Origin of the sequence: Sulfurimonas autotrophica DSM 16294 (assembly GCF_000147355.1) — a bacterium.
In the GTDB taxonomy this organism is placed as follows: Bacteria; Campylobacterota; Campylobacteria; order Campylobacterales; family Sulfurimonadaceae; genus Sulfurimonas; species Sulfurimonas autotrophica.
Window position 1 is genome coordinate 1,289,588 of sequence record NC_014506.1, and the last position, 13,438, is coordinate 1,303,025.

At 35.5% G+C, this 13,438-nt stretch carries 11 protein-coding genes; 2 read left to right on the plus strand and 9 right to left on the minus strand.

What is annotated here, in order from left to right; all coding sequences use genetic code 11:
- Positions 1–201: 201 nt before the first annotated feature.
- Positions 202–1,476, plus strand: a complete 1,275-nt coding sequence (locus SAUT_RS06640; RefSeq protein WP_013327112.1) for a type 1 periplasmic-binding domain-containing protein — start codon at positions 202–204, stop codon at positions 1,474–1,476.
- Here SAUT_RS06640 and SAUT_RS06645 read toward each other — a convergent pair.
- The gene (locus tag SAUT_RS06645) at positions 1,426–2,583 is read right to left on the minus strand and encodes an MFS transporter (protein ID WP_013327113.1); all 1,158 of its coding nucleotides are present in this window, start codon (positions 2,581–2,583) and stop codon (positions 1,426–1,428) included. The two genes, SAUT_RS06640 and SAUT_RS06645, sit on opposite strands and share 51 nt — an antisense overlap.
- Positions 2,584–2,592: 9 nt before the next feature.
- The gene (locus SAUT_RS06650) at positions 2,593–2,967 is read right to left on the minus strand and encodes a YbgC/FadM family acyl-CoA thioesterase (RefSeq protein ID WP_013327114.1); all 375 of its coding nucleotides are present in this window, start codon (positions 2,965–2,967) and stop codon (positions 2,593–2,595) included.
- Between the two features lie 131 nt (positions 2,968–3,098).
- Here SAUT_RS06650 and SAUT_RS06655 point away from each other — a divergent pair, with 131 nt between their 5' ends.
- Entirely contained in the window at positions 3,099–3,443 is a 345-nt protein-coding gene (locus SAUT_RS06655) for a TraR/DksA family transcriptional regulator (RefSeq protein ID WP_013327115.1), read from the plus strand.
- A 1-nt stretch (position 3,444) separates the two neighbouring features.
- On the opposite strand, the gene SAUT_RS06660 is transcribed toward SAUT_RS06655, so the two are convergent.
- From SAUT_RS06660 to SAUT_RS06690, 7 genes are read right to left on the minus strand one after another with little or no spacing between them, the layout of a single operon-like run.
- The gene (locus SAUT_RS06660) at positions 3,445–4,524 is read right to left on the minus strand and encodes an ABC transporter permease (RefSeq protein ID WP_013327116.1); all 1,080 of its coding nucleotides are present in this window, start codon (positions 4,522–4,524) and stop codon (positions 3,445–3,447) included.
- Entirely contained in the window at positions 4,524–5,645 is a 1,122-nt protein-coding gene (locus SAUT_RS06665; RefSeq protein ID WP_013327117.1) for an ABC transporter permease, read from the minus strand. Before SAUT_RS06665 ends, SAUT_RS06660 begins: the two co-directional genes overlap by 1 nt.
- Positions 5,642–7,264: an ATP-binding cassette domain-containing protein gene (locus SAUT_RS06670; RefSeq protein WP_013327118.1), complete on the minus strand. Its 1,623-nt coding sequence runs from the start codon at positions 7,262–7,264 to the stop codon at positions 5,642–5,644. Before SAUT_RS06670 ends, SAUT_RS06665 begins: the two co-directional genes overlap by 4 nt.
- A 7-nt stretch (positions 7,265–7,271) precedes the next feature.
- Complete coding sequence (locus SAUT_RS06675) at positions 7,272–8,429, minus strand: HlyD family secretion protein (RefSeq protein WP_013327119.1); 1,158 nt, start codon at positions 8,427–8,429, stop codon at positions 7,272–7,274.
- Between the two features lie 20 nt (positions 8,430–8,449).
- Positions 8,450–11,491, minus strand: a complete 3,042-nt coding sequence (locus SAUT_RS06680; RefSeq protein WP_013327120.1) for an efflux RND transporter permease subunit — start codon at positions 11,489–11,491, stop codon at positions 8,450–8,452.
- A gap of 2 nt (positions 11,492–11,493) precedes the next feature.
- Positions 11,494–12,201 carry an efflux RND transporter periplasmic adaptor subunit gene (locus tag SAUT_RS06685; RefSeq protein WP_013327121.1) on the minus strand — a complete coding sequence of 236 codons (708 nt, stop codon included), beginning with the start codon at positions 12,199–12,201 and terminating at the stop codon, positions 11,494–11,496.
- Positions 12,198–13,436, minus strand: coding sequence for a TolC family protein (locus SAUT_RS06690; RefSeq protein WP_013327122.1), 1,239 nt, complete (start codon positions 13,434–13,436; stop codon positions 12,198–12,200). The genes SAUT_RS06685 and SAUT_RS06690 overlap by 4 nt, the downstream gene beginning before the upstream one ends.
- Between the last annotated feature and the right edge of the window lie 2 nt (positions 13,437–13,438).

Here is a 13,438-nt window from a genome sequence, read left to right on the forward strand (position 1 = left end):
TTGTTAGAACCACTTGCAGATTATCAAAAACAACCCACGATATAAGCTATATTAATTTTTATAAGTATATCATAAATAATATCTTTATATTAGACTCCCAAAAAATGAATATTCATTTATTATATCTATCTCTAACTATTCTTACTCTAAGTTCAAGATAGATATAATAAGATCCATATTTAAAACTATAAAGAGCTGCTTATGAAAAAACTATTATTTTTACTTTTACCTTGTGTCATTTTTGCACAAAGTTTTATGATATCAAACATTCCAATACCAAGAATATATATACAAGACCTTGATCCTTATGCATGTAATAATACATGTATGAGAGAGCTTTTAGACAATGGACAGATATTTTCTTTTCTTTCGCATGCAAATAAAAAACTTACAGACAAAGATTTGGATGAAGCACGCATTATCAACATTGCCGTACTCAACCTAGGCGCATCAAATGCCGGAGCAAAACTAAAAATAGCACTGCTGCTGCCTTACAACAAAATAGGAAAATATGCATCCACGACAACAAATGCTACTTTTGCTTACCTGATGACAAAAAGCAACTCTTTTATGCTCAAAAGTTACAAAATTGAAAAAGAAGATATATCTGATTTGCAACAGGCACTGAGTCAAATAGAATCTGACGGTTTTGACTATGTGATAGCACCGCTGACAGCTCAAGGAGTTAACAATGTTATAGAGCTAAATCCAAATTTAAATATATATTTTCCTACTATTAACAAAAAAGATGTTGATACGATGTCTACTTCTCTTATTTTTGGAGGTATTGACTACAAGAAGCAAAGTCAGATGCTGCTTCATGAAGCGGTTTCCCCTTTAGTTATATTTTCTGACAAATCACAAACCGGGAAGAAATTAGCATTTTATCAAGAAGAAGAATTTCTGCATCCGTCTACTGACGTAAACGATACTATGTTTTATGATGATGAAGTCAGTGTTTACAGTGAAGATACAAATCTCACCCAAGAAAAAAAAGTATTCAAGTATTTTATTTCAAGAAGAACAACAAATCTTGAAAAATATCTCAAAAAGAATGAAGATATTGTTAATGCTTCATTTTTTGTAAATACTCCAATTATTAAGACCGGCATGATACTTTCACAACTCACACTTTATGACGCAAATGCAACAAATATTCTCTCAACACAAATTAATTACGACCCTCTGCTGCTCTCTATGACACAATACAGTGACAGAAAAAATATGATTGTGGCAAATTCCATTACCCAAGATAATAATGTGCTTATCGAAACAAATTCACTTTTGGGAAATGATATAGTTTATGACTGGATTAATTACACCACAACGGTCGGTATAGATTACTTTTATGCGCAAATTACCGGTGAAGACAGAGAATACAATATCAATGTATCTGATAATCAGATGGTGTATAACATAAAACTTTTACGTCCTGGAATATCGAGGTTTTTCAAATATACTCCACCACAAGAGTAATGTCAAGAACATTACTCCCATTCCTGCCTCACTTATCAATACAGCATTTTCAAAACCGTAATTTTTCCAAATATACCCTATAACAATTGCTCCTAAAGCACTAAATACAGCAACACCGCCATAAAATACTCCAAACACAAAACCTTTGGAATTTGCATATGCAGAAATATAGGCACGAATAGCATTTAAACTAAAAACGGTAAAAAAACCCAAAAAAGCAAATGCCAGCCAAAGATTTACATTCATCATAGAAATAGATACAATGCCAAAAATAAATGCAAGCAGCATTACTCTGATAACACCTATTTTATCACTTAAAATTCCGCCATAATAACTCACCAGAGTCTGTACAGCTGTAAGCATTATCACAAAAAGTGGAATAGTTGCCAGTGAGAAACCCTCATTTCTAGCTTTTAAAATAAAGAACTGATCACTCATAATAAAAAAGATAAATCCAAAATATATAAAGAGTACCGGTAAAAGTTTATAATCCTCTTTATTGACTACGTTTTGAGTTTTGCTCAATTGTTTCGGTGCGTCTTTTACAAAAAAGAGGGCTATAAAAGTAGCAATAAGACCGGGAATAAGCGTGAGTTCAAAAATAACCCGTATGGAATGTTCATCTTTTGCAATATACATAAAAATCAGAAAAACAATGAAAGCACCGCTGAGTTCACCCGCAATGTCCATTGTTTTGTGAAAGCCGAAAGTCTTGCCGTCTTCTTTATTTTTCACATACGAGCTGATAAGAGAGTCCTTTGAAGCACTTCTGATAGCTTTACCCATTCTTTCAACACCACGCAGCAGTGCAACACTTATATAAGTATGCGAGAAAGCTAAAAGCGGTTTAGAAAGCGCCGATATAAAATACCCGGTAACAACAAAAGGCTTGACAATCTGATACCTGTCGCTTAAATACCCAAACAAAACCCTAAAAGCATAAGAAATGAATGTGGCGATGGCAATAATAATTCCCAGTTTATCTACGCCCTCATGCAGTACATAAACAACAAAAACAGGTAAAAGAGTGGTAATCATACTCGAAGACATATCGGTAAAATAGCTTACCCAGCCTAAATATATAACATTTTTATCTATAGTTTTCATTTAAGCTTCTTAAAATAGAGAAAGAATCAGCTTTTTGCTGTCATTGTTTAACTTTTGTACTTTAGAGTCAAAATCAATATAGACCAAAAGAATTTCAAGTTCAAATATCTTTTCTTCGTCTTTATATATTTCCTGAACCAGTGTAAATGAAGCCGCTTTCATCTGCATAAGTCTGGTTTTCACTTCAAGCATATCTCCGAGTTTTGCACTTTTATAAAAATCTGCATTGACCTTACGAGCCACAAAATGTCCACCTTCTAAAACAGGAGTCAAACCTCTATCAAAAAAAGCCTCACTCCGAGCCCTTTCACAAAAATTTAGATAATTTGAATGGTAAACAACCCCGCCGGTATCTGTATCTTCATAATAGACTCTTATTTTCACCTTTGATTCCTGTTTTATTTAATTTAATGTAGATTACATTATTAACTTTATACATAATTATAGCCAGGTTTTTTGCATATGATACTCAAATATATTATTGTATAATACAAATCTCAATATGGAAAATAAATATGACACAGCAAGAAAAAATAGAAATTAAAAAAACTATAGAAAAAGAGATCGAAAGTCTCACACAAGAAGTAGAAAAAATACAAGAACAATTGAAACCTATAAAAAAAGATTGTTCTCTTGACAGTATCGATCATAAGATATTAAAACAAGATCAAAACATTACAATACAAAGATATGAAGTTGCCAAAAAAAGATTAAACAGATTAAAAGCTGCTTATTTAAATGTAGATACTGATGAGTATGGCGTTTGTAAAGAGTGTGAAGAAGATATTAATACACAGCGCTTAAAACTCATACCGGAATCTCAATATTGTGTAGCATGTATGAATGAACTGGGATTATAAATTAAAACAATTTCCCAATTTTTCTAAATCCATACCAGTAAAGTATAATTCCCAAAACGACAACTCCACTAAAATATGGCCACAAATCAATAAACTCTGTACCCCTAAAAAAAATACTTTCCGTTCCTTCTATGTAATAACGAAGCGGTGAAAACAGAGAAAGCTTTTGAAATATAGGATGCATTGCGTAGATAGGCGTCCATGCGCCGCTGAGAAAAATTAATGGCATCATAATGATAATGGAGAGTTGTGCCACCTGCATTACATCTTTGGACACTGCCGCTACAAAGAGCCCTATACCTGCACTTGAGATGGAATAAAAAAAAGTCAATAGCATAAATGCCCAAAACGAACCGTTTAGCGGTACGTCAAATGCACCAAAGAGTACAAATCCTACTGCCAAAACCGTACCTGCCATGACAATGATAACCTGCGAAAAACTTTTTGCCAAAATAATTATTTTAGGGTTTACCGGAGTAAGCAGCATAATATCCCATGTACCGTCTTCTTTTTCTTTTACAAATACTATGGCTGTAAGAATAACTATAAGTAAAGTAATCACTGAAAGCAGTTCAGTAAGGGCCATAAAACTGTGATTATCAGCGTTTTGATTAAAAAGTTTGTGTGATTTTAACACAAGCGGAAAATTTTGTGCTTGAAAATCAAATATAATATTTTGAAGATAAGTTAGTGTTGTCAAGCTTTGAGATGCTGCCGTGGCATCAAGTAGCAGATTGATTTGAGCTTTTTTTCCAGTCTTGTAGTTTTTTTCAAAATCAGAGTCAAATATTATACCTACCATTACCTCTTTATTAAAAATAGCATCAGAAAGTTTTTTTTGCGAAAGAAAAGCAATCGGTGGCTTAAATTCCGGCTTATGTAATCTTGCAAGTATTTTTTGACTGATGCCTCCGCCTGTTTCATCAACATAGCCGACAACTACATTACGCGGTTTTATCTGAATTCCTGCACCGGCAATGTAAACATCTGCAGTAAAAGAGTAAAGCACCACAATTACAAGCATTACCGAACGTAAAAAGCTGAGTAATTCTTTACTGACTATCATAGCAAATATACGCATTACTTCATCTCCTTTTTCAGTAGTAGTGTGCCGGCAGTAAATAACACAGCAGCAAACCCGACAAGTATCAGAAGATATAGAACAATTTTTTCAGAACTAAGACCCTGCCCTATAAGAAAAGTATCATAAAGTATATGATTGTAATACATTACAGGAAAACTATGTGCTTCTATGTAGGATTCTCCCACCATAGAAGATATCGGCATCAGCATACCTGAGTATAAAAATCCCGGAATAATCGTAATAATTACTGTCAAAACAACGGCTACAATCTGCCTGTTTGTAATAACAGAGATAAGCATACCTATGGAGAGACTAATAAGAATGTAAAGCTCGCTGCTAAGCCAATAAAGCATAAAACTTCCTCTAAAAGGAACATTAAAAATATAGAGTGCTATTAAAAAAAGTATGAAAATATTGAGCGAATGCAATAAAAATACAGGAAATAATTTAGCAAGCAGAAATTCACCTTTACTGAGAGGTGAAGCATAAAAATTAAAAATAGTTCCTCTTTCTTTCTCTTTTACTATAAGCAGTGCGGCCAATATTGCAGGAGCAACCAAAAGTACAAGTCCTATGAGTCCTGGAACTATGGCATCTTCATCACGCATTGCCTGATTAAAAAGAGTTCGCTGATTAAGTGTAATAAGCCCTTTTGTTGCAAGTCCGCTTTTTTGTGCCACCTCATTTGCTGCATCCAGTACGGTTCCTTGTATATAACTCTCAATAGTTGTAGCTCTCGTTGGAAACGATGCATCTACAAAAATACCTATCTCACTTTTTTGACCATGCAGCAGTCGTTTTTCAAATGAAGCCGGAATTATTAAAACTGCATCAGTTTTTGCCTGTTTTATGGAACGCAAAGCCTCTTTTTCGCTTACATGTAATACTGTTGCGTTAAAGTATTTGGTATGTTCAAACTTTGACGTAAGCATTTGAGAATATTTACTTTGATCATTGTCTATGATTAAAATTCTTGCATGCGTTACATCCATACGGATACCGTAACCAAAGAGCAATACAATCATAGTCGGCATCAAATAAACCATCACAATAAGACGTGTTCTAAAAAGTTCCATAAATTCTTTGAGCATATAGGCTTTAATAGTTGTTATTTTCATGAAATATCCTTGTAATAGCTCAAGAAAATATCTTCAAAAGTATTTGCGTCCGGATGGGACTGGTAAAGATTCTCTATGGTGTCATCTGCAATTTTTTTCCCTTGTTTGAGCAGTACAACTCTGTCACAGTATTCCGCCTCACTCATATAGTGCGTCGTAATAAGTATGGAAATATTCCACTGCTCTTTGAGTTTTCTGAGTATCTCCCAAAACTGTGCTCTTGCAATAGTATCGACCCCGCTTGTCGGCTCATCCAAAAAGAGCACAAGCGGTTCATGCAGCAGTGCCGCTGCAATGGAAAAACGCTGATTTACTCCCAGTGGCAAAGCCGTCGGTAAATCATCCATATACTCTTTAAAGCCAAGTTCATTTGCATACTCTTCAATTCTTTTTAATGCTGTATCAATAGGCAACCTGTGCATATTGGCAAAATAAATAAGATTTTCCCGTACGGTCATATCGTTGTATAAGGCAAAATGTTGGCTTACATAACCGATTTTAGATTTGAGTTCTCTACGGTCAAGTCCACTATGGATAACTTTGTCAAGCAGCGTCAGTTCACCGTCATCTATGGAATATAATCCCAGCAGCATTTTAATAAAAGTAGTTTTTCCTGCCCCGTTTGCCCCTAAAAGCCCTAAAATTTCACCCCGTTTGAGTTCTATATCTACATGGTCATTCGCTGTAAAATTGCCAAATCTTTTTGTGATACCCTTTGCCTGCATCACAACTTGGGGCATTTCAAGTTCTTCATCTCTTTTGACTATATCAATTTTAGGCAAAAGTTTTTTCTTTTGCAGGGCATTGACAAAAAAGAGTCCTTCGAGTGTAGGTTCTGTCTGCTTTACATGTAAAGGCTCCAGCGAGTAGGTACGTTTGTTAAATGCAAGACAGTTTTCTGTACAATCACTCTGCTCATATACATAAGGACGTATAGAGTCTAGAAGCTCTTCATTTGTTCCCCGCGCAATAATTTCCCCTTCATCAAACAGAAGAATTTTATCCATCTTGGAGGCTTCTTGCATATAAGCGGTACTTACCAAAATGACGGTACCTTCCTCTTTTCGTATAGTGTCTAAAATTTCCCATAACTCTAAACGGCTTAAAGGATCTACCCCCGTTGTCGGCTCATCCAAAATGAGCAGTTTTGGACGATGTAAAAGTGTACAAATCAGTGAAAGTTTTTGCATCATTCCGCCGCTAAGCTTTCCTGCTTCTCTATTAACAAAATCACTCAAACCTGCCATATGAAGTAACTTTTCTCTGTAAGCCATAAACTTTTCGTCTTTTTTTACATCACGAATATCGGCAAAAAATTGCAAATGCTCGCCTACCGTTAACGTATCATAAAGTACAAGTCCTATTCCTTGAGGCATCAGTCCTATAAAAGGTTTTACCTGCTCTGCTTCTTTTGGTGAATGATAAGCTATATTGTTGTAAACAACTTCACCATCGAAGCGAATCACACCTGCTATAGCATGCATCAATGAGCTTTTTCCTGCTCCGTCTGCACCGATAAAACCAATAATCTCTCCACTGTTAGCTTGCAAAGAGGCATTTTTTATACCTACTCTTTTTTTATAAGTTACTGTTACATTTTTTACTTCAAGAATAGACATACTGTTTTTACAATACCGGTATTGTACTAAGTGAAGATGGTAAACCTTTTCCATCAAGAGAAACAACACCAATAGCCGGAATACCGAGTTTCAGCAGTGGGTCAACTTTGAGTGGCTTTAAATGTACGGCAAATACTCTTTGAATTCTATCACTTCGTACACTAACCTCTTTTGGAGTAAACTCCGCTTTTTGTGCGATTCGTACTACTTTTGCTTCTATTGGCTGGTCTGGATAGGCATCAAGAAAAATAACCGCTCTGTCACCTACTTTTATTTTTCCATTTTCAATTGTATCGATGAATATTTTAAGATACAAAGAGTGTGGGTCTAAAAGCGTAGCTATAGGCATACCTGAACCTATCACTTCTCCTTCATTGGCAATTTTTTCTACCGTCACCCCATTAACACTAGAGCGAAGCGTCATCTCATCTATCATCGCTTTAACTTGTGCTTTTGAGGCTTTTAGTGCTTTTATACCATCTTTTAAAGCATTAATGTTTGCACTAATAGATAAAAGTTTTTGTTGTGAAGCCTGTGCATCGGTTAAACCAATTTTGGCTAATTTCACGGCTGATTTTACTTCTTTGCGTTGCTCATGAAGCACATTAAGTTTGTTTGTTTGAGTATCTAATTTTAATTTGGCAAGTTCAAATTTTTGTTTCTCTATACTTTTTGTTTTATACAATTTTTGAGCGCGTTTAAAATCTCTTTTTGCCTGGGCAAGCACATCTTTTTGAATCAAAATATTTTGCTCTGAGGATTTTTGGGATGCCTTTGCAGAAACAAGTTGCGCTTGTGCTTTTTTCAATAAAAGTGGAATCATTGTCTGTGAAATATTTTCCTCTATTTTTTGTGCATCCAACTGTTGTTGTTGTGCCTGAAGTTGTGCTGCAAGTTGTGCATATTGAGCCTCAAATTCTTTGCTTTTTAGCACACCGATAACCATACCTTTTGTAACAGCCACGCCGTCATCAACAAAAATCTTCTCTAATCTCCCTGCATATTTGGCATTGAGGTTCACCAAATCACCATCCATACGCCCTGTTCCTTCAACTAAATTTGAAGGAAGTGTTTGCGGGTGTAATTTTTTGTAAATCATCCCGCCTGCTATCACAAGTAAAACAGCTATGACAACAGCCAACCAATATTTTTTTAAAACTTGCATCTTTAAAACTCCTTCTGTGTTTAACTCTCTATTTTTTTTTCATACCACTTTCTGAGCCATCTATCGATTGGATTTATCATTCTATAAATCACCGGAACAACAAGCAATGTTAACACCATCGAGCTTAATAAACCACCTATAATAGCAATTGCCATCGGTGCTTTTGTCTCACTTCCCAAAGAATCACTGAGTGCCAATGGAAGCATCGCAAATATCATCGCAACAGTCGTCATCAAAATCGGGCGAAGTCTTTTCTCCCCAGCCTCAAGCAGTGCTGCATTGGCATCTTTTCCTTTTGCAACGGCTTCATTGGCAAAATCAACAAGCAATACGGCATTTTTACCAACCATACCCATCAGCAGCATAAAGCCAATCATAACAAAGAGACTGAAATGCAGATGCGTGAGATACAATGCTATCATCACCCCGATAATACTCAGCGGCAATGCCACCATGATGATAATCGGCTGAATAAGAGATTCATACAAAATTGCCAAAATTATAAACATCAAGATAATAGACAAACCAAGTGCCGCGCCAAAAGCCTTACCTGTTTTTTCCATCTCTTCTGCAAATCCTGTGAATTTATAGTTCACACCCGATGGCAGCAGCTTATCTATTCCTGCACGTGTATAATTCACCGCGCCGCCCAAATCAAGACCGAACAGATCGGAATAAATAGTCACCTGTCTTTGTCTGTTGTAATGATAAATCGAACCCAGAGATTTTGAATGCGTAAAGTTCACAAGACCGTCCAAGTAAACCAACTGTCCGTTTTTTGCTCTAAGTTGTATTTTTTTAAGATCATCTATGCTCACACGATCCTTATCAGGTAATCGCAGTGTGATTTTATACTGTTTTCCATTTTGTTCAAAATAAGAAATTTCCAAATCACTAGAAAAAGCGATAGAAACAGCCTTTGCAATTTGTGAAGCGCTGATACCCATTTTATTGGCATTTTCACGAATTATATTAATGTCAATCTGAGGTTTCCCCTCATCAAGATTGGAATCAATATCAGCAAATCCTTTCTTTTTACCCAAATAATCCATCAGATTTTTTCTCGCCACTGCCAAATCATCAAAAGAGTCCGAAGTTAGAACAATTTGATACGGTACTGTTACACCCGCACCTTTAATATTTGGAATTGCTGCTGCTGTTATAAACATCTCTTTAGAGAAGGGCTTAAGCTTCTCTCTAAAACTTTGTATAATCTCTTCTTGATTTTTTTCTCTTTTGCCTTTAGGTGTCAGTTTTACATAAATAAGTGCTTTATTTTTTTCTTGCACACTATTATAGCCAACACTCAAAGTTGTAAAAACGACATTTTTATCAGCTCTTACTAAATTTTCAACTACTTTTGACTCGCGTATCATTTCATCCAAACTGATACCTGCCGGAGCTCTGAGTTTTATCTCAAACTCGGCCTTATCTTCTTTTGGAATGAAATCCATTCCGATTTTTGGAAAAAGTGAGAGAGAGGCAACAAATGCCGCAATTACAAAAACAAGGGTTAAAACTTTAAAACGAAGAACAAATTTCAGCGTTGCCGCATACATTCTGTCTAAAAGTTGAAAAATCGGCTCTGTAATATTATAAAATTTGCTTTCTCCCTTGTGCAGCACTCTCGCACTCAAACTCGGCATAAAGCTCATAGCAACAGTATAAGAGATAATAACGGCAAAACCTACCGTCATGGCAAAACTCTCAAAGAATTTTCCTACAATCCCGCTCATATGCGCAACAGGCAGAAAAACGGCAAGAAGCATTGCCGAAATGGCTAAAATGGCGAATGCCATCTCTTTTACGCCATAAAGTGCCGCTTCAAACTTATCCATTCCTGCTTCCATCTTTTTATAGATATTTTCCAGCACAACAATGGCATCATCAATGATAATACCGATAGCGAGCGTAAGCCCGATAAGTGTCATTTTATTTAAGTCAAAACCCATCAAATTCATCAAAGCGATCGTACCAAAGATAGATATAGGAATAGAAAGCGCTGAAACAATAGTAATCGTAAAGTTACGTAAAAAGAAGAAAATAATAATTACTGCCAAAAATGCACCATAAATCAAATCGAACTTTACATCTTCGAGCGAATGGATTATAAAAGGTGTCGTATCTTGCAAGGTTGCAACACCGTATTTATCCCCTGCCATCTTTTTAAGCTGCGGCATAGTTGCTTTTACACGATTTACAATGTCTATAGTATTTGTTCCCGAAATTTTTTGCACTTCAAGCATAACACCCGGTACGCCGTTGTAAGAAGAATAACTTTTTGCATCGCTCAAAGAATCTACAACTGTTGCCAAATCTTTAAGGCGCAAATCATTTTTGATGATGATATTTTGCAACTGCTTGACACTTAAGGCATCCGCTTTGGTTTTTAATATAATTTCTTTGGTTTTTGTTATAAGTTTTCCACCGCCGATTTTGACATTTTCGCGTGCAACTATGTCATTTAACTCTTTAACGGTAATGGCGAATTTATTGAGTTTATAAATATCGGGAAAGATTTTTATCTCTCTGTCTTTATACCCGATGATGTTAATAGCACCGACACCGTTGATTTTTTGCAAAGCCGGTTTGACCTTTTCATCGGCAAATACCATCAGGTTTTGCAAGCTGTCTTTTTTTGCCGTTAAAAATACATTTATAACAGGAGCACCACCGATGTCGAGTTTGCTTACCAATGGTGTTTGGGCATCTTTAGGAAGAATTACGGCTGAGACTTTATCTCGTACATCATTAGTAGCTTCATCTATGTTGCGTTCTAAAAAAAACTTTACCATTACAACAGAGACACCATCACTGCTTGTAGAAGTTATACTGTCAACACCGCCTATACGTGAAATTGCCTCTTCTATTTTCTCTGTGACCTGTGATTCTATGGTATCAGCTTCTACACCCGGATAAATTGTCTTTACCGTGACTATAGGAAAGTCAACATTAGGGTAAAGTGCCGAGGGCATACTCTTAAAGCTCATATATCCGAAAATCACCAATGTAAAAACATACATCAGTGTAGCAATCGGTCTGTTTATAGCTAACTTATACATACTTATTTTCCATCAACTAATATATAACCGTCACCAAAAAGCCCGACGGTAAAATCTTTTGCTTTTACTTCTGCTTTTATTTTTCTGTTGTCAAAATTTGCATACGGATAGACTTTTGAAATAACACCTGTATATGTTTTATCATCACCGTCTACTTTGTACTCAAAAGTTTGTCCGACTTTTACAATATGATGATATTTCTGATCAAACTCCAAAATGAGCTTTCTTGCATGCAGACTTTGAATTTTAAAAACAGTTTTAAGCATCATACCGCTGACCGCATCACCGATCTCTATTTCTTTATCATAAATGATTCCCTCAAATGGTGCTTTTAAAATCGTCTTTTCATACAAAGCCTGCTGATACGCCACAGATGCTTTTGCATTTTCATAGTTACTCAGGACTTTGTCATACTTACTTGCATCTATAAGATTTTTGATTTTTTTCTGTCTTTCTAGTTCTCTTGAAGCAAATTTTAGGACTATTTTCGTTTTTTGAAGCATTGCTTTTATATCAGCATTATCGAGTGATGCCAATATTTGATTTTCTTTTACCACAGAACCAATGTCTACATGTACCTTTTGCACTATACCACTCGCAGTAAAAGCAAGATTGGCACTCTTTTGTGCTGCCACATTAAACGTTGCATAGATATTCTCAGCATGCGACAAACTTACCAGTGTAAGTAAAGTTAAAAATATTTTTTTCATTTTATAAATTCCTCTAAGTTCTTATTGTTATAGTAGTAATAGATTCCGTACGCTATTTCTAAATCATTGAGTGATTTTTCATACGTTGCTTTTGCCTCTGTTTTTGATGAAAGTGCATCAAGATAAACAACATTGTCCACTATGCCTGCATTGTATTTTTCAGTAATAGTTTTAAGGGCACTTTTTGCCGCTTTAAGGGCACTTTTTGAACTTTTGATATTAAGCTCTGCTGTATGAATCCTCTGCAGAGCCAGTTCAAGCTGCATCTGCTGCTCTTTTGATTTATAAATAATCTGCTGATTCAGTGCATCGGCTTGGAGTTTGACAGCCTCTTTTTGCTCTTTGAGTGTTCCAAAATCAAAGAGTCTTATGCCGACTGTAGCCATCACTTCGTTTTGATTATTTAAAAGCTGTATAGGTTGCCCTGCTAAAACCGGCTTGTCCTGATAACCATAAACTGTATACGTCTCTTCTATATGTATTGTCGGGTAATAATAACTGTCGATTGTTTCACTTAAATTTTGCAGTGCTGTTTTAGTATATTTGAGTGCTTGTATAGAGTCTAGTTCATTCTGAGTCTCTTGCACTGTTTTTTCAAAGCTTGAATTTTCTAATGAGCTTATTTTTTTACCGACTTTAAGCTCCAATCCTTTTTTCACTGCCGTTATTTGAAATTTTATAGATTCTATTGCATAGATATTGCTGTCATACGCAGATTGGAGTCTATCGACATCATCGCTCGTTGCCAGCTCGGCTTCATAAAAATGTTGCATTCTCTCTAGTTGTGCTTTTACTGCTTTTGAAGCTTCTATTCTGGCTTCAAGAGAAGAGTTCAAACTTTTCAGGTTATAATAATCTTGTGTGATAGAGAGCAAAATAGACTTTTTTGTATCTTTATAAGTAAAAGAAGCTGATTTGTGTTCATTCTCTTTTTGTTGTTTAGTGTATGATTTTTTCCCGCCGTCATATATATCAAAGCCTATTTTTGCATTTGCTCCATAGGTTGTTCCAGGCTGAAAAGGACTCGCATCATCATCTCTTTTATAAAAAGCACTCGCATCTAAAGTAGGAAAATAATTACTTGTTGCACTTTTTACCTCTTTTTCTTTTGCTGCAACTGAAATTTTAGAAGCGTTTACAAGGTTGTTATTTTCTTTTGCAAAATCCAAAAGAGATTTTAAATCATCACCAAATAAAAGAGCCGGTACAATACCGAGTAAAAGTAGTTTTTTCATAA